Source organism: Sphingobium sp. WR1, from assembly GCF_059693745.1.
Genome location: NZ_JCATID010000039.1, coordinates 1 through 15,959 on the forward strand (window position 1 = coordinate 1; position 15,959 = coordinate 15,959).

At 59.5% G+C, this 15,959-nt stretch carries 17 protein-coding genes; 13 read left to right on the plus strand and 4 right to left on the minus strand.

All coding sequences use genetic code 11. The features are described 5' to 3' along the window. Positions 1–172 precede the first annotated feature (172 nt). Both AC58EF_RS26145 and AC58EF_RS26150 read right to left on the minus strand, forming a co-directional pair. Positions 173–721, minus strand: a complete 549-nt coding sequence (locus tag AC58EF_RS26145; RefSeq protein ID WP_497279360.1) for a thermonuclease family protein — start codon at positions 719–721, stop codon at positions 173–175. A 38-nt stretch (positions 722–759) separates the two neighbouring features. Further along, positions 760–1,644, minus strand: a complete 885-nt coding sequence (locus AC58EF_RS26150) for a DUF7146 domain-containing protein (protein WP_497279361.1) — start codon at positions 1,642–1,644, stop codon at positions 760–762. Positions 1,645–1,736: 92 nt separating this feature from the next. On the opposite strand from AC58EF_RS26150, the gene AC58EF_RS26155 reads away from it, so the two are divergent. From AC58EF_RS26155 to AC58EF_RS26215, 13 genes are all read left to right on the plus strand, one after another. Continuing rightward, complete coding sequence (locus tag AC58EF_RS26155) at positions 1,737–2,027, plus strand: hypothetical protein (RefSeq protein ID WP_046764988.1); 291 nt, start codon at positions 1,737–1,739, stop codon at positions 2,025–2,027. A gap of 483 nt (positions 2,028–2,510) precedes the next feature. Next, on the plus strand, positions 2,511–3,179 hold the full coding sequence (locus AC58EF_RS26160) for a lytic transglycosylase domain-containing protein (protein WP_497279362.1): 669 nt from the start codon (positions 2,511–2,513) through the stop codon (positions 3,177–3,179). After that, positions 3,179–3,556, plus strand: a complete 378-nt coding sequence (locus tag AC58EF_RS26165; protein WP_497279363.1) for a TrbC/VirB2 family protein — start codon at positions 3,179–3,181, stop codon at positions 3,554–3,556. The genes AC58EF_RS26160 and AC58EF_RS26165 overlap by 1 nt, the downstream gene beginning before the upstream one ends. 48 nt (positions 3,557–3,604) lie before the next feature. Beyond that, positions 3,605–3,949, plus strand: coding sequence for a type IV secretion system protein VirB3 (locus AC58EF_RS26170; protein WP_046764985.1), 345 nt, complete (start codon positions 3,605–3,607; stop codon positions 3,947–3,949). A 1-nt stretch (position 3,950) separates the two neighbouring features. Next, the gene (locus tag AC58EF_RS26175) at positions 3,951–6,332 is read left to right on the plus strand and encodes a VirB4 family type IV secretion/conjugal transfer ATPase (protein WP_497279398.1); all 2,382 of its coding nucleotides are present in this window, start codon (positions 3,951–3,953) and stop codon (positions 6,330–6,332) included. 13 nt (positions 6,333–6,345) lie between these two features. Next, the gene (locus AC58EF_RS26180) at positions 6,346–7,056 is read left to right on the plus strand and encodes a type IV secretion system protein (protein WP_497279364.1); all 711 of its coding nucleotides are present in this window, start codon (positions 6,346–6,348) and stop codon (positions 7,054–7,056) included. Positions 7,057–7,384: 328 nt separating this feature from the next. Then, positions 7,385–8,395: a type IV secretion system protein gene (locus AC58EF_RS26185; protein ID WP_497279365.1), complete on the plus strand. Its 1,011-nt coding sequence runs from the start codon at positions 7,385–7,387 to the stop codon at positions 8,393–8,395. Between the two features lie 339 nt (positions 8,396–8,734). Further along, positions 8,735–9,427 carry a VirB8 family type IV secretion system protein gene (locus tag AC58EF_RS26190; protein WP_497279366.1) on the plus strand — a complete coding sequence of 231 codons (693 nt, stop codon included), beginning with the start codon at positions 8,735–8,737 and terminating at the stop codon, positions 9,425–9,427. A gap of 29 nt (positions 9,428–9,456) precedes the next feature. Then, positions 9,457–10,269, plus strand: coding sequence for a P-type conjugative transfer protein VirB9 (virB9, locus tag AC58EF_RS26195; RefSeq protein ID WP_497279367.1), 813 nt, complete (start codon positions 9,457–9,459; stop codon positions 10,267–10,269). A 40-nt stretch (positions 10,270–10,309) separates the two neighbouring features. Then, the gene (virB10, locus tag AC58EF_RS26200) at positions 10,310–11,452 is read left to right on the plus strand and encodes a type IV secretion system protein VirB10 (RefSeq protein WP_497279368.1); all 1,143 of its coding nucleotides are present in this window, start codon (positions 10,310–10,312) and stop codon (positions 11,450–11,452) included. Further along, positions 11,449–12,462: a P-type DNA transfer ATPase VirB11 gene (gene virB11 / locus AC58EF_RS26205; RefSeq protein ID WP_497279369.1), complete on the plus strand. Its 1,014-nt coding sequence runs from the start codon at positions 11,449–11,451 to the stop codon at positions 12,460–12,462. The genes virB10 and virB11 overlap by 4 nt, the downstream gene beginning before the upstream one ends. Next, positions 12,434–14,254, plus strand: coding sequence for a type IV secretory system conjugative DNA transfer family protein (locus tag AC58EF_RS26210; protein WP_497279370.1), 1,821 nt, complete (start codon positions 12,434–12,436; stop codon positions 14,252–14,254). The genes virB11 and AC58EF_RS26210 overlap by 29 nt, the downstream gene beginning before the upstream one ends. 1 nt (position 14,255) lies before the next feature. After that, complete coding sequence (locus AC58EF_RS26215; protein ID WP_497279371.1) at positions 14,256–15,035, plus strand: LPD7 domain-containing protein; 780 nt, start codon at positions 14,256–14,258, stop codon at positions 15,033–15,035. Here the strand turns inward: AC58EF_RS26215 and fliE are convergent. After that, the gene (gene fliE / locus AC58EF_RS26220; protein ID WP_497279372.1) at positions 15,032–15,430 is read right to left on the minus strand and encodes a flagellar hook-basal body complex protein FliE; all 399 of its coding nucleotides are present in this window, start codon (positions 15,428–15,430) and stop codon (positions 15,032–15,034) included. The two genes, AC58EF_RS26215 and fliE, sit on opposite strands and share 4 nt — an antisense overlap. Before the next feature lie 58 nt (positions 15,431–15,488). Next, the gene (locus AC58EF_RS26225) at positions 15,489–15,923 is read right to left on the minus strand and encodes a hypothetical protein (protein WP_497279373.1); all 435 of its coding nucleotides are present in this window, start codon (positions 15,921–15,923) and stop codon (positions 15,489–15,491) included. Positions 15,924–15,959 lie beyond the last annotated feature (36 nt).

Below are 15,959 nucleotides of genomic sequence, written 5' to 3' on the forward strand. Positions count from 1 at the left end.
CAATGGACAGGCTCATCGCCTGCAAACCATTGAAACTACGGTATAAGACACGAATTGGTGTTGAGATATGTTAAATAATCCAATACCTTAGATTGATTTGGATATCATGACGGGCGGTTGATTGCAAATCGCCGCGGTTATGAGACGAGCTACATCCGGCAAGATGGCCTGATTATTTTCCTGGCTTGCAGCCGCTGGGCAGACTGGCACGCTCGATCGCCAGTTGCCGCATTCCTTCATAGTCCTGACCCCATAGCCCGCGGCGGTCACGGGCGGCGCTTTGCATCAGCTTCACATAGGCGCCACCGGAGTATCGCCGGTAATCGACAGCATAGCCCTGTGCGACCATAGTGGCAGCGAGGCTCGCCCCGTTCGCCTTGAACCGGCAGGAAAGATTCAAGCGACCATAGCTGGTCGCAGGGCTGCGACATTGCTTCTCGCGCTGCAGGGCGACATCGAAAAGGCTCGTCGCGCATTCGACACCGCCGTCGCGGTCGATCAGGCCCTGCAAGGTGAGCGTGGAAGCCCGCTTGAGAGGCAGCCGGTCGTCATCGGGCGCATCTATGCCGACTATCCGCACCAGCGAGCCGGAGACGTCTAGCGTGTCGCCGTCTATGACCCTGGGAGCCGCATCGTTGAGGCGAAGCGAAACAATGCTGGCCGCCCGCTCCTTCTGCTGCGCGAGAGCATAGACGGACACCGCAGCAAACATGACGGCCATCAGAATCCGTTGATGGTTCGGCAAGCCAGGAAACAGCTTCATTGCGCGCGGATCTCGCGCAGAAGATCATTCCAGTCGCCATCGTTGGGCGGAAGTTTGACGACGAGTTGGCGACCATTGCCCTTCATATGGGGTTCGGCTCGCTTGATAGCGCGCGCCGCCTCGATCCCGTGCTGACTGTAGATGATGACCTTGCGGATGCTCTCCGGAATGGTCACGGTCTGATACCGTTCGATGCCAAGGACAGGCCAGACATAGGTTTCCGGGGCCAGCATGTTCATGACGCTTGCCGCTTCCTCGACCCCTTCAGCCAAACGCAGGATGCCGTCGCTAGGAATGCCACCCCAGCGCACGGCGCCGCCACCGGGATTGCCGAGCATGCGCTTGGGCTTAGGCACGTCGGCTTTGTCGAGACCATCGGCGCGCAGGAAAGTCCGATGAATTGCAACAACCCCGCCGTCTTCCTCCACGGGCACGATCAGAGCAGGCGCAAACGCTTTCTCTTCTCCTGCGCCGAGCTGGCAGCGCGCATCGTACCGAGCATTGACCCCGACAGGGATAATCGCGCGGGCACGCATATATTGCTCAGCCAGACTGCCCGCGAAGGGATCAGCAAAGCGCCAGATTGAGACCGCGAGTTTGTTGAAATCCCCTTTTCCGCCTTCATGGCGCTGACCGGGATCATGATCGTGCACCGGAGCGAAACGCCCCTTTCGCATTGCCTCGACAATGGCGTCAGACGTGCAGCCAGCAAAACAATGGAAAAGCACCGCGCGGCTGCCGACCCGCACGGAAAGGCTTGGATCGCCATCAGCATGGGCCGGGCATCGACACATCGCGTAATCGCCATGCCATTTGCCGCCGAGCTGGCGCACGATGCGGTCTGCATCGCGCGCAACGGCGTCGGGATCGCGTCCGCTCACTGGACCTCCTCTCACTTGCCACTTACCCTATGGCTAACGGAAGCAACGATTAATCACCAGTGAAAATGATAGAAATCGCTACACGGGGGAAAATGGAACTCGAACTGATCCTAGAGCGCGAGCTGACCTCTCACCGACCAGTCGCCGGGACCATCACCGACGTTCAGTTGCATCAGCGCGACGACGACGGCAAGTGGTACATCAATGTTCGCGTAAGCTGGCGCGGATCGACCCCCTATCATGTTGCGCTCTACGACAAGAAGAGAATTCGTTTATATTCAAAGGTTTCTTCTGCCATTCGGCATGTCGTTACGGCTTATCGTTATAGTTTGGTGATTGGCGTCAACCCATCCCCTCTATGGAACGACCCATCCCGTTTCTGACACAAAACTGTCGGCCAAACGGTGAACAGCACTTATTGCGAGTCCTTCGCAGTCTAGGCAGAGTCGAAAAAGCGATTTAAGGTGTTTTCCCAAGAGAGGTGAAAACATGCGAAATCGCTTGTCCATACCGATGGCCGCATCCGCTTTGATGCTGTCTTCGGCAACACCGTCCCCAGCCATGGCCTCTGACGGGACATGGGCTTGCGAAGTCCTGCTGTGCGCGAGCAATCCGGGTGGCTGGATGCAATATGCGCAGTGCGTCCCACCTATCCGCAAATTGCTGCGCAGTCTGGCGTTAGGGGGCGGCTTCCCGACTTGTAGCGCGGGTGGCGTTTCTGCCGCGAAATACACGAAGCCAAAAAATGGTCGCCCCGGCTTTGTCGTCATGACGATGCAAGACGGGAGCAGGAACACCTACACGGTTCCCAGCGAGACCGACATTACAGCAGCGGAAGCCAGCGCCATCCCTGGGGGTCCGCAATAATGCAGTTCACCACGGCAGCGATCCTCGGCCTCGCGTCGCAATGTGCATCAGGCGTGGCCCCGTCCACGATCGTTGCCGTGGTCCATACTGAGAGCAAGGGCTATCAGTTCGCCCTGAACGTCAACGGGGTCGCCCGCCAGCCCGCCCGTCCGACCAATGCCGTCGACGCAGCGCGGGTCGCCCGCGCGTATATCGCGCAGGGTTACTCCGTGGATCTCGGCCTGGGCCAAATTAATTCGAACAACATGGCTGCGTTGGGCCTGACATGGGGCAATGTGTTCGATCCTTGCACGAATATCGGCGCCGCTGGGAAGGTATTGGCGGCCAACTATCATCAGGTCCGCGACGGAAAGTTGCCGCAAGAGGCGCTCCGGATCGCGCTGTCCATGTATAATACCGGCTCCACGACGAGAGGATTTCGCAACGGCTATGTCGGCCGTGTGCTGAGCAACGCCGGCGTAGCGGACGGTATCTCACCCGTCGCCTATAGCCCGACGGCTCCCGATGTTCAGACCAAGCCGCCCCGCACGATGCTGGCCGATTTGGTCGCCGAAAACATGCCCGATCGCAATCCAACGCAAACGGCATCACCCCCACCCCCGGCTTGGGATGTGTTCTCCCGAGCCGCTTACGACCGTGCGCGCAACGCGGAAACAGGAGGAAGCTGATGAACTATCTCGCGTTAAGGGATGCCCCCACATTGTCTGTGCGATCCACAATCCAGCGTATCGTAAGGACGGCGTCGCCTCGCCAGCGTAGAGCGGCAACGATTGCCGCCACGGTCGCGATCGCCGGCATTGCCGCTATGGCGACACCGGACCCTGCCTATGCTCAATCCGCCAATTTGGAGGGCTTCGCCAATAATGTGTTGGGCTTGCTCAGCAACGGCCTGCTGCGCGCTCTGGCGGTAATCGCCGTCATCATTGCAGGCGCGGGATGGCTGATGGGCAGGGTGAATACCGGCGCGCTGGTGACGGTCATCATCGGTATCGCAATCATCTTCTCCGCACCGTGGATCGTGGATCAAATCGCAGGCTCGGCCTGATGACCTCGCGGCCCGATCCCGGATCGGGCCGCAGCAAGGGAGGCGGCTATGGCCGACGACAGAGAAGATATAGCGCGCAATACGCTGTTCCTTGCCGTGACGCGGCCTGCCCTCTGGGCGGGCATTCCGATTGAAGCGGCCGTGCCTATCCTGCTGGTCTCGGCGATCGTCCTGATCGGGACCAACAACCCGATCTATGCGCTCGTCACGGCAGGGGTCTGCTATGGCTTGGCCCGGCTTGTCGTGCGTCAGGACGTCAACGCCTTTCGGCTGATGTTCCTCTTCTTCCGCACCAAGGCAGCGAACCGCAACCGCACCTTCTGGGGCGGATCGAGTTACACCCCCCTCCCCCTCAAGGGCATAGCTCGCAAGGGGTTCGGGCGGCGTGGCTAAGATGGACCGCCTCTCAGCCCAAGTGCCCTTGAAAGTGGCACTCAAGGAAGTCCTTCCGACGAAGTTCCTCCCTTATGCGCGTCACATCAACGAGGAGATGATCGTTCTCGATTCCGGCGCGATCATGCTCACTTTCGAGTTACAGGGTCGCGCATTCGAGACTGCCGACGTCCGCGACCTCAATGACTGGCATTCCAAGCTCAACGGGATGCTGCGCAACCTGCATGATGATCGGCTTTCAGTCTGGTCACATCTGGTCAGGGCGCGGGTAGAGCAATATCCTGGCGGCAATTTCAGGTCGAAGTTTGCCCGCGATCTCGACGCTGCCTATTTCACGCGCGTCAATCAGGAGCGGATGTTCATCAACCGCTTCTTCGTCACCATCCTTGCGCGGCCCGCTGTGCATGGTGCTGATAGGCTGATCCATCTCTTCCGTTCCAAGGCCAAGATCCAATCCGCCGCCGATGCGGTGGATGACGATCTGATCGAGTTCCTTGAGGATAAGGCGCGCGATTTTGAAAAGCTGATGGCTCGCTGCGAGCCGCGCCGTCTCGCGATCTATGGGCATAACGGCCTGAAATTCTCTGAACCCCTCGAAGTCGCGGAAATGGTGATGACGGGACGCCATCGGCGCGTGCCGATCATCCGTGGTCATCTGGGCAGCGCCCTATATCGGCAACGGGTCATATTCGGCGGCGAGACAGTGGAAGTGCGCGACGCCGATCGCAGCTCCTTCGGGGGCGTGTTCGGCATCCGGGAATATCCAGCATTCACGACGCCCCGGCAGTTTCAATCCCTCCTGGCCGTGGATTTCGGCTTCGTTCTCACACAGTCCTTCACCTTTTTAAGCCGCGCCACGGCGGCCGAGCGGTTCCGCCTGCGGCAGCGGCAGATGGAGAATGCCGACGATCGGGCAATCAGCCAGATGCATGATCTGGTCGATGCCGCTGACGATCTCATGTCGAACCGCTTCGTACTGGGCGACCATCATTTCACGCTCGCAGTATATGGCGGGAGCCTCAAATCCCTCCGCGATCATATGTCGATCGCGCGCGCGGCCCTCGCCGATACGGGGATGGTGGCTGCGCGCGAGGGGGCGGCCTTGGAAGCGGCATATTGGAGCCAGCTCGTCGGCAATTTTGCGTGGCGCGCACGGCCAGCACCGATCACATCGCTCAATTTCGCGGCCTTCGCGCCGTTTCATACCTATCCCGCAGGGAGAGCCACCGACAATCATTGGGGGGATGCCATTGCACTCCTCAAGACAAGTGCTCGAAGCCCATATTTCTTCAGCTTCCACAAGCGGGATGTCGGCCACACGATGGTCATCGGTCCTACGGGCGGCGGAAAGACGGTCCTGCTGAACTTCCTGATGGCTCAGGCTGAAAAGACCGGCGCACGGCAGATATTCATCGACAAGGATCGGGGCGCTCAGATTTTCGTGCTGGCCAGCGGCGGCACCTATCTGACGTTGGCCAATGGCACACCCACCGGCTTCGCACCGTTGAAGGCCCTTGCCGATACGCCAGAGGACCGTGCCTGGCTGTCGCTCTGGGTTCGTCAGCTCGTCCGCGCCGAAGGTCGACCGATCTCGGTACAGGAAGAGAGGCGCATCGATGATGGCATTGCCGCCGTCATGAAATTGCCCTCAGCCGCGCGATCCCTCGATGCGCTACGCACGATGCTCGGCATGGCCGATGAAGGCGGTGTGGGGGCGAGGTTGGAGAAATGGACATCGCGCGGCGCGCTGGGGTGGGCGTTCGACAACGCAGAAGATGAAATGGCGCTCGATGCACGTTTCATCGGCTTCGACATGACGGATTTCCTCGACAATGCCGATATCCGCGCGCCCCTGATGCTCTATCTGTTTCACCGGATCGACAAGATGTTGACCGGCGACCGCACGATGATCGTGATAGACGAGTTCTGGAAAGCGCTCGGTGACAACGCATTTCGCAGCTTCGCCCAGGACGGGTTGAAGACATACCGCAAGCGCAATGCTCTGATGGTGTTCGCCACCCAATCTCCCGGCGACGCGCTCAAAAGCGACATCAGCCATTCGATTCTGGAGCAGGTGGCAACCAAGATCATGCTGCCCAACCCGAACGGGCAGCGCCGCGATTATATCGATGGCTTCTCCATGACCGAAGCCGAATTTGCGCTGATTCGCGAGGAGCTGTCTCCAGAGTCGCATAAGTTCCTGGTGAAACAGGGTCATGATTCCGTCGTCGTGGAACTGGACCTGACCGGCCTCGACAATGAACTGGCTGTCCTGTCGGGCCGCGCGGAAACCACCGCTGTCGCGTGTGACGTGATCGCAGAACACGGACGCGATCCTGCTGTCTGGCTCCCGATCTTCCACAACCGCCGACGTTCAAGTTGAAAGGAGAAGTCACATGACGGCTAGGAAACTTCGCTACATCGTGATGGGAGCCTCGCTGGTGGCGTGCATGGGTTCCGCACACGCGCAGGGTATCCCTGTGACTGACACGCGCAGCTTGTTCCAGCAACTTGAGCAGGTTCGCCAAGGCGTTTCGATGCTCGCGCAGGGGGCCGACCAGCTTCAGCAGGCCCGCGATCTCTATCGAGACTTGAACAAGGCAACGGATATCGGGCGGGTTGCGGATAGCCTCCGCACCGACGCCATGCGCGAATTGAACGTGTCCTCGGGAAGTCTCGATGGATACGCCAACGGCGACCTCAACGTGATCGGCCGCCTTCGCGGGCGCTCCGACAGCGTTTTTCAGGGGCTGATGGGGCAACTGTCCCCAGACACTCCAGAAAGCGCGCGGGCAAACTACGAGATTGGTGCCCGCCAAGCCGCCGTCACCGCGGGCTTGGCCGGGTCCGTAGGAGATTCCGTTACGAGCCGTCGCGAGGGTTTGGAGGAACTACGTTCGCGACTAGCCAGCTCCAATTCTGCCGCCGAGCGCGCGGACATGACCGCTCGCCTCCAATTGGAACAGGCGCAGATGTCGAACGATATGATGGCCCTGCAGGCCGTCGAATTACAGCGCCGCGCTAAGGCTGAGGCCGAGTATCAAGGATATCTAACGCTCCAGCAGCGCGAGAGTGCGAAATTCCGGCGCCAGATGGGCATCGACTGATGCGGGCCACAAATTTCATCTTCGTAACCCTCGTCGCTCTATCCGCCTGTTCGCCGTCGGAAAAGACGCAGACAGGGGAAGGGCTTCGATCCGACATTCCTCTCCGGAGCGTCGATTTCTTTATGAAGAATGACGCTGATCGGACCGAGATGGAGGCCGTTTGCACTGCTTGGAAGGGTTCACAACGACCGATCACAAGTTGGCCTGCTGTTGTGACCGAGAATTGCAACAATGCAGATACCGCCAAGTATCAACTAATCCAAAAGCGTGAACGCGAAAAATTCAAAAAGCAGATGGGCATTTAATGCTGGGATAGGGCGGCAGACCAATGGATTTCCCGATCTTCGAAAACATGATGAATTCAGTGGATGGCGCTCTTGCGGGCATCATTGCTCTGTATTCCTCGGTGATCGGCATCATTTCTGGTCCGCTCCGGGTCGGCGTCACCATTTACATCATCCTGCTGGGAGGCGCGATTCTCAGGGGAGCGGTTCAGTATCCTGCTCGTGAATTCGTTTATCGCACCCTGAAGCTCGCAGCGCTCACATGGGCCGTCAGCTCGCTGTACGGCTCGTCGGTCGGTCTCTTCACGATGAACGGACTTCCGGGGCAATTTGCAAATGCTCTTGGCGGCGCAGATGTCGGGGGCCTCGGCGGCTACTTCGATACATTGCTCCAAGGCGCCGCACGAGCCATCGCGAAAATTACTGAGATAGTAGATCAACATACGCAGGAAGCTGGAAAGAACCTCGTCGGCATCCCTAATAATTTCGTAGAAATCATACTCGCAGCTATCGCCAATCTGGTTATCCTAATCGTCGCGCTCCTGTCTTGCGCGCTAGGCTTCACCATTTGCGCCTTCGCACTTTTTGCGCTCGCGCTGTTAGCAGTCGTCGGGCCACTCTTCGTCGCAGCTCTTCTTTTCGATTCTACGCGGGGCTGGTTTTTCGCATGGCTAGGGTCCGCCATCAGCTACATCATGCTTGTTGTATTCGCGCTGCTGGTCACGCTGTTCATATCGCAAACGACGGATACCTTCATCAACGCAATCACCAATGATGACAGCGTTCTCGTCGCGACGTTCAAAGCACTGTCTTTCTACGTCCTGGGCTTCTTCTTCTTCCTGCAAATCCCAAGCCTCGCGTCAGGTCTGGGAGGGGGTGGCCCTGCCTTGGCCGCACAATTTGCCAACGCCGTTACTGGAAACCTAGCCCCAATCGCTGGCCGCACCATGGCCGGTGCGCCCCTTAGCGGCGCGCGCGCGGTCGGCGCTGGCGCGCGTCGATTGGGTGGAGGGAGCGGCGGTGGGACCGGCGGAACCCTGACGCGGACGAGATAGGAGAAACGCCATGAAATATGCAAAGGCGCTTGCGCCAATAGCCCTTTTCGCACTTTCAACACCAACGCCGGTTCTCGCGGCCAAGGAAGCCAAGGTTCCGCGTTGCAACGGGCAATCGAAGCGACCTGCTAATCCCTATGGGACCATTCTCCCGACCCTGCCCGCCCGTAGTCCGTCAGGGTCGGCGTCTCAACCCACGCAACTCTTTCCATCGTCTGCTGCGCCGGGAGCCAATGGCCCTGCGTCGCGAGATGATAGCGGCGTGCCGCCGATCAGCGCAGCTTCGCCACCTCCTGCCAACAACGCGGCTTCCCAGCCCGTTTATGCGAGCTGTTGACAATGGCGATCGGGGTCAAGGACAGCGCTGAGGATCTGAAGGCATATTTTGCCGAAGCCCAAAGTTGGGATCGGGAACGCTTCGTTGCGGCAGATCGGTCGAAGCGCCTCGCATGGATTGTTGCCGGCGGCGCCAGCGTCATAGCCGTGGTCGGTGTCGCCTCGGTGGCGATGCTATCGCCGCTCAAGACCGTGGTGCCCTATGTCGTCACCGTCGATCGATCCACGGGCGCGACCGAAGTGACCCAGCAGCTCCGGGGTGACAAGGCCATCACCTATGACGAAGCGGTGCGGAAATACTTCCTCGCCAGCTATGTCAGGGCGCGCGAGGGCTGGATTCCGCAGGCACGCCAAGAGTTTTTCAATCAGGTTCTCGCGCTCTCGGCACCGGAGGAACAGCGCCGTTGGATCACCTTCTACAAGAAGGATAATCCGGACTCTCCACAGAACCAGCTCACCGCCAGCGACACGGTGTTCGTTGCAGTGAGGGCCGTATCCTTCATCTCGGCGAATGTCGCCCAGGTGCGCTTCACAAAACGGCTTGAACGCGATGGTCAGGCCACTGAGACCCCGGCCATCGCGACCATCACATTCGACGTACTTTCAAAACCGGAATCGGAAGCGGGGCGCTACGCCAATCCGCTCGGCTTTCAGGTCAAATCCTATCGCGCGGACGTGGAAGTAGGTGGAAAATGAGGCATCTTCACATACTCGGCGCTGCGATCATGGCAGCGGCGCTTCCGTCGGCCGCCAGCGCCGAAAACACCCCTCGCCCCGTCACCGCCGATCATCGGGTCCGGGAAGTCAGCTACAGTGACCAGAATGTCATCGCGATCCGGAGCGCCTTCAGGACCGCGACACAGATCGAGTTCGCGCAGGGCGAGGTCATCAAGTTCGTGGCCATGGGCGATACCGTGTCATGGGAAGTCGCGCCCGCTGAAAACTCTCTGTTCATCAAACCGCGTGAGCGAGCGGGCGGAACCAACCTCATCGTGGTGACGGACTATGCGGGCCAGAAGCGCAATTACACCTTTGCCCTGTCGGCAGTTGCTAACGGTCGCGCTACGGAGACATTCTACAAGGTTCGCATCCGTTACCCGGAACAGGAGGCGGCCGCCCTTCGCGAAGCGGCTGCTCGCCGCCAGCTCGCCCAAGTCCTCGCGCAGCAGAACGGTGCCATCAAGGCGGCATTGGACCTGGGCGTTCTGGAAGGCACCCGCAATCTCAATTACACCGTGCAGGGGTCATCCGAGATTCAGCCGTCAGAAGTTAGCGACAATGGACAATTTACGGTCCTGCGCTTTCCCAATCAGCGCGAAATCCCTGCCATCTTCACGGTAAATCCCGATGGCAGTGAGGCCACCGCATCCTTCGATGTCAGGGACGAATTCGTCGTGATCCACGGCGTCTTCCGCGAATTGCGACTGCGCCGGGGCAAGGTGGTCCTGTGCATCTACAACGAAAAGCCGAACTTTTACGGCCGCGATCCGAAGACGGACACAGCCTCCGAAGTGGTGGAACGGCAGACGGAGGATTGATGTGAGCGATAAAAGATTTGACGTCGATGCCACCCCGGACATGGACGAAATCGATCGCGAAGCGCCCGCGGTTGATCGGCCTAACCGCATCCCCTCCCTCAAGACGTTTCAATGGGACACTAAAAAGATGATCGTGGCGGGCGCCCTGGGCGGCTCGCTGCTGTTCGCAGCCCTGACGATCGCTGCCGGCGTAGGCGGAAACAACAAGATGCCGGACGTGAAACCGAAGCCACCCGCGCCGGAAGTACCCTATGATCCGAAGACCGTAATCGCGCCGACCCTCCAATCAGCCGCGCAAGACCCGAACGCTCCTGTCCAGCTTGCTGGGGAACAGGTGCCGGCGATTGGGCCTGGTGGAGGTTCGCCACATGGCGCGCAGTCGGCTGAAGCGACGGCGGCGCAACGCCGTATCGCGGAAGCTGAGGAACTGCGGAATACTGCGCGGCGGTCCACGCTCGTCGCTTATAACGGCTCGTCGGGCCAGCCAATCACTGATCGTCTTACCGGCTTGAGAGGTGAAGGAACGCAGACCTCTGGACCGGAAAGGGCGGCCCGTGAAGCGACACCCCTGGATGATCTTAAGCGCACATCGGCCATTGGACGCACGACCGCGCGCATGATCGGAGATCGCAATTATCTCGTCACCGCTGGTTCGATCATCCCCTGCACCCTTCAGACCGCGATGGACAGCAGCGTGCCGGGCTATGCGACCTGCATCGTGCCTCGCGACATCTATTCGGACAACGGCCGCGTCGTCCTCATGGAGAAAGGCACGCGGGTCTTTGGCGAGTATCAGGGCGGCCTCAATCGCGGCCAATATCGCCTGTTCGCGATGTGGAGCCGTGCTGTCACACCACGAGGCGTATCGATAGACATAGCGTCGCCAGCGTCCGACAGTCTCGGCCGTGCTGGTGTGGGCGGAAAGGTCGATCGGTTCTTCTGGGATCGCTTCGGCTCGGCACTGTTATTCAGCGTGCTGGAGGATGGTGCTTATGTCGCGTCCACCGCAGTCGGCCGCGCGGGAAATAATGTTACGCGCGTTCCGTCGGATTCTGCATCGACCATTTTGCAGGACACCCAACAGATAAAGCCCGTTCTGCGGGTCGCGCAAGGCACCGACCTTGCCATAACCGTGGCGCAGGATTTCGACTTCAGCCAAGTTTACGGGTTGGGCCTGAAATGAGCGTCACCGCCTTCCGGAACACCGCCGTCCTCGATGACGCGATGCTGCCTTTGCGGAAATATCTCGATGATGAGGAGGTGACGGAAGTCGTCATCAATCAGCCCCTTGAAGTGGCGGTCGAACGCAAGGGTGGGTGGACCTGGGCCGTGGAAGAGGAGCTGACTCTGCCGCGTCTCAACATATTAGCGACAGCCGCCGCAGCGTTCACATCGCAGGATGTCACGCGCGAGAACCCGATCTGCTCCACGATCTTTCCGACAGGTGAGCGCGTCCAGATTGTCGCCCCGCCCGTCGCGCCGGATGGAACGGTATCAATCACGATACGCAAGCCGTCGACCAAGACTTTGAACATGGCAGATTTCCAAGCCAGCGGCCTGTTTACGGAAACGAAGGTCGCCGCGCGGGGCATGACCGAAAATGAAGATAGGCTGCTCGCCCTCCTCGGCGAGGGCCGACACGTTGAGTTTTTCGAGCTGGCGGTTCGCAGTCGCCTCAACATCCTGATTTCAGGTGCCACAGGATCGGGCAAAACGACATTGGCGAAAGGGCTGATCCAACTCATCCCAGAGGATGAGCGGCTTCTGACCATAGAGGATACGCGCGAGCTGGTCGTCCCGCATCGCAATGTCGTCCACATGACCTACAGCAAGGATGGCCAGGGCACTGCCAAGGTGACGGCCAAAGAGCTGTTGGAAAGCGCATTGCGTATGCGGCCCGACAGAATTTTGTTGCAGGAACTCAGGGACGGCACCGCCTTCTTCTATCTGCGCAACGTCAATAGCGGCCATCCCGGCTCAATCACGACCATCCATGCCGCATCGGCGGAACTCGCCTTCGATCAGCTTACCTTGCTGGTCAAGGAGAGCGAGGGCGGCGCGGATCTCGGCCGCGACGACATCCGCTCGCTTTTGAAGATCCTTGTGGATGTCGTGGTGCAGATGAAGAAGGTGCAGGGGAAATTTCGCGTGACGGAGATATATTATGACCCCGCAGGGCGGCACGCAGCCTAGCCGGGGAGTGGCCTTGGCGATCGGGATTCCGATTGCGCTGCTCCTTCTCTTCCTGACCGGCTCGATCATCGCATGGTTTGTCCTGGGGCTGCCTGCCTCGGCTTACGACCCCTTCAAGATGCCAGCATTCTTCTGGTATTATCGAGGCGATCCCGTTGTTTTGAAAGCCGTTGCCGCCGGGCTTGCTGCCGGATCGCTGCTGTCCGGACTTCTCCTATTCTGGTTCGTGACGCGCAAGCCTCCGCTGCACGGTGCCGCCCGCTTCGCCAAGGAACGCGAAATCAGGCGCGGCGGCTTCCGCGGTGATGATGGCATTGTGCTTGGCAAAAAATCCGGCCGCTTCCTGATATTTGCCGGCAACGAACATTGCATCGTGGAAGCCCCTACCCGGTCGGGCAAGGGCGTGGGGATCGTCATTCCCAACCTGCTGAGCTGGACCGGATCGGTGGTCATTCTCGATGTGAAGAGAGAAAACTATGAGGCGACCGCCGGATTCAGGGCGACGCATGGCCAAGCGGTATATCTGTTCAATCCCACCGATCCCGACGGGCGAACCGCTCGCTATAATCCCTTGGCCTATATCGACAGGGTCAATCCCGATCAGGTTATCATCGAGCTTCAGAAGATAGCGACCATGTTGTTCGTTCCCCCGGAACGAGGAGAACCGTTCTGGACCGATTCTGCACGAACGGCATTTGTGGGCGTCGGTGCCTATCTTGCACAAGCCGATGCGCCGTTCACGATCGGGGCGATCTATCGCCTCATGACGACAGGCGACACGCGCGGCTATTTCCGCAAGGTTTTGGAGGATCGCTCGCTTCGGCTTTCCACGGGATGCCGCAATGCGCTGGCCGACTTTACGTCGGGCGCTGACAACACCTTTGCGGGCATTGTCCAGACAGTCACATCCAAGCTGAGCCTCTGGCTCAATCCCCGCGTGGATGCCGCTACCGAAGAGAGCGATTTCGATCTTCGCGAGTTGCGGAGGCGGCCGATGTCGATCTACCTCGGCGTATCGCCGGACGAACTGGATCGGGTGGCACCGCTCTATAACCTTCTCTTCCAGCAGCTCATCGATCTCAACGTCCGCGATCTCCCCGATGATGGGACTCCGATCAAGGTGCTGGTGCTGCTGGATGAGTTTGCCCGGATCGGCCGCGCTCAGGTGATCGCGAGCGCTTTTTCCTACGTCGCTGGATATGGAATCCGATTGTTGCCCGTTATCCAGTCCCGATCCCAGCTCCGCGCCGTCTATGGGGAGCATGTAGCTGACGAAATCGTATCAAACTGCGGTGTTGAAGTAGCCTTTACGCCCAAGGAACTCCGCGTCGCCAACGAACTGTCGGAGCGGATCGGATATATAGGTCAGGAGGCAGTGACACGCTCGCTGACAATCCACGGCATTCTTGCAAATCGGTCCAAATCGATGTCCGACCATCGACGCGCGCTCCTGCTTCCGCAGGAACTGATGCAGTTTCCCGCAGACGAATTGCTACTGATGAGGGGCGGGATGCCACCGATCCGGGGAGACAAGATCCGCTACTTCACGGATGGGCATTTCACATCCCGGCTCATGCCTGCGCCGATCGTTGCGCCCATCCCCCGGCGCATCCGTGATGAGGAGGATCTTCCTCCCTGCGTGCTGCCCGATGCGGACCAACTCGCCAATCCCGATCCCCAAACTTTCGCGATGGATTGTGTGATTATCTCGGACTTCCCCGACATGCTGATCGACGTCGAAGCAAAGCAACGCGGCCACGAAAGAGTAGGTTTGATCGAACAGGAGCGCTAAAATGGCTGAAAATGTAAACTCCACGGATAAGTCTGAAGAGACGGCTCGTCGGCGCGCTGGCGTGGAAATGCCACAGGAACTGGAATCGCGCTTCGTTCGGGTCGGGAACAAACTTTACCGCAGCGCCCATGATAAAGCCCCCGTCGCAACGATATCGCCAGACCGGATCAAGGCCCGCGACGCGAGCGCTCTGCCCGATCTGGTACGTCTCGCCAAAGCCAATGGCTGGACCTCACTCAAGATCAATGGTGATGCGGATTTCAAGCGGGCAGCATATCTCGCGGCATCTGCGCAGGGCCTGACCATTGACGGTTACAGGCCCGACGCCAAGACCCTGGCTGCGGCCGAGCGCGATCAGGCGCGACAGCCCTCCACTCCTCCTTCACGCAACAATCCGCGCCACACCGAAACGCCGGGAAATGCACCCGCCAACAAAAGGACGGTCAGCCAGGTCCGCGACAATAAGGAGAAACCAGAACGGACGCAGGATCTCGCCGAGCGCTTCCGTCGACAGTCACATACAGAGAACGCCAATGATCCCGGCCTGCGTCGGGCGCAAAGTTATGTTGCGCAGGCCATGACGATCGCCAGCAGTCGGTTTCCGCAGGATACCAAGCAACAGAGGGCTTTTGTCGAGCAGAGGAAGGAAGAGGTTGCAGGTAGGATTGAACGGGGCGAGCGCATCGCCGGTGTGCAGGTCCGTCAGCAGCAGGACGAACGCATCCGGGCCATCCAGCAGAACCAAATCCTGCAAAGGCAGCGAACACCGAGCGGCCGTTAAATCTGCATGTTCATGATATCCTTATATGCGGCGAGCAGCTTGTTGCGGATTTGAAGCGTCGCCTCGAACTCGATATCCGATCGCGATTTCATCAGCATCACCGCCGCTATGTCGGTCGTTTCCCCGCGCTCATAGGCCTCGGTCGCCACATCTTCCTGTTCCATAGTCTCGTTCACGCTGGAAATCGCGGAGCGGACGCTATCCGTTGGGGAGGGCTGATTGACCGTCAGTGCCGGGACGCTGGTTGCAGTGGCGCTAAGTGCGCCCTGCAGCTTCGCAGCAAACGCCTCCGCCGCTTTCGGATCGATAGTTGCCGGTGCCGTCGCATTGCGGATCGCGGCATTGCGTTGAATAATAGCATTTCGAGCAGCCAGAACTCTATCGATGTCCGTCATGATGGCCTCCCTGCCGATGCGGTCGCTGCGATCTGAGAATGGATATGCGGGAACCTCGTCACTTGGGGGCCTCCGCCTTGCGCTGAGCGAACATCGCCCTGAAATATTCGAAGGTGCCGGTGGCTTTCAGGGTCACGGTCACTCTGCGACCCGTGAAATTCCGAAGGCCGATGCCGTAAAAGCCGCCATGTGCGGCCATGAACTGTTGATCGCCGTCCCTCGACAGCCCGATCGCCAAGATGCTCGGCGTGTCATGTCCGCTCTCGACATGATAGCGGTAGCCAAGATCGGCACCGTCGGTTTGCCAGGAGAGCGCCATGCGGTCCCCAGACTCTAGGTATCCGTTGACCTCCTGCGATCCCCCAGGCTCGATAACGATGGTGAGATTGACGGTCTGCGGCGTGGAATGCGGCGTCGGCGCCGCCACGAACCTGACGAAAAACACTGTCCCGCCGATCAGAATGGCAACCAACGCTGCCAACTGAACTGCCATTACAGAAATCCGGCGAACGCGCGGTCGGTTAGCAGG

Excerpts from the sequence above, each read along its gene's own strand:
- AC58EF_RS26190 (WP_497279366.1), top strand. The coding sequence starts at position 8,735 with ATGGCGATCGGGGTCAAGGACAGCGCTGAGGATCTGAAGGCATATTTT.
- AC58EF_RS26170 (WP_046764985.1), top strand. The coding sequence starts at position 3,605 with ATGGCCGACGACAGAGAAGATATAGCGCGCAATACGCTGTTCCTTGCC.
- AC58EF_RS26210 (WP_497279370.1), top strand. The coding sequence starts at position 12,434 with ATGACCCCGCAGGGCGGCACGCAGCCTAGCCGGGGAGTGGCCTTGGCG.
- AC58EF_RS26225 (WP_497279373.1), bottom strand. The coding sequence starts at position 15,923 with ATGGCAGTTCAGTTGGCAGCGTTGGTTGCCATTCTGATCGGCGGGACA.
- AC58EF_RS26215 (WP_497279371.1), top strand. The coding sequence starts at position 14,256 with ATGGCTGAAAATGTAAACTCCACGGATAAGTCTGAAGAGACGGCTCGT.
- fliE (WP_497279372.1), bottom strand. The coding sequence starts at position 15,430 with ATGACGGACATCGATAGAGTTCTGGCTGCTCGAAATGCTATTATTCAA.
- AC58EF_RS26180 (WP_497279364.1), top strand. The coding sequence starts at position 6,346 with ATGACGGCTAGGAAACTTCGCTACATCGTGATGGGAGCCTCGCTGGTG.
- AC58EF_RS26155 (WP_046764988.1), top strand. The coding sequence starts at position 1,737 with ATGGAACTCGAACTGATCCTAGAGCGCGAGCTGACCTCTCACCGACCA.
- AC58EF_RS26145 (WP_497279360.1), bottom strand. The coding sequence starts at position 721 with ATGGCCGTCATGTTTGCTGCGGTGTCCGTCTATGCTCTCGCGCAGCAG.
- AC58EF_RS26175 (WP_497279398.1), top strand. The coding sequence starts at position 3,951 with ATGGACCGCCTCTCAGCCCAAGTGCCCTTGAAAGTGGCACTCAAGGAA.
- virB11 (WP_497279369.1), top strand. The coding sequence starts at position 11,449 with ATGAGCGTCACCGCCTTCCGGAACACCGCCGTCCTCGATGACGCGATG.
- AC58EF_RS26185 (WP_497279365.1), top strand. The coding sequence starts at position 7,385 with ATGGATTTCCCGATCTTCGAAAACATGATGAATTCAGTGGATGGCGCT.
- virB9 (WP_497279367.1), top strand. The coding sequence starts at position 9,457 with ATGGCAGCGGCGCTTCCGTCGGCCGCCAGCGCCGAAAACACCCCTCGC.
- virB10 (WP_497279368.1), top strand. The coding sequence starts at position 10,310 with ATGGACGAAATCGATCGCGAAGCGCCCGCGGTTGATCGGCCTAACCGC.
- AC58EF_RS26160 (WP_497279362.1), top strand. The coding sequence starts at position 2,511 with ATGCAGTTCACCACGGCAGCGATCCTCGGCCTCGCGTCGCAATGTGCA.
- AC58EF_RS26165 (WP_497279363.1), top strand. The coding sequence starts at position 3,179 with ATGAACTATCTCGCGTTAAGGGATGCCCCCACATTGTCTGTGCGATCC.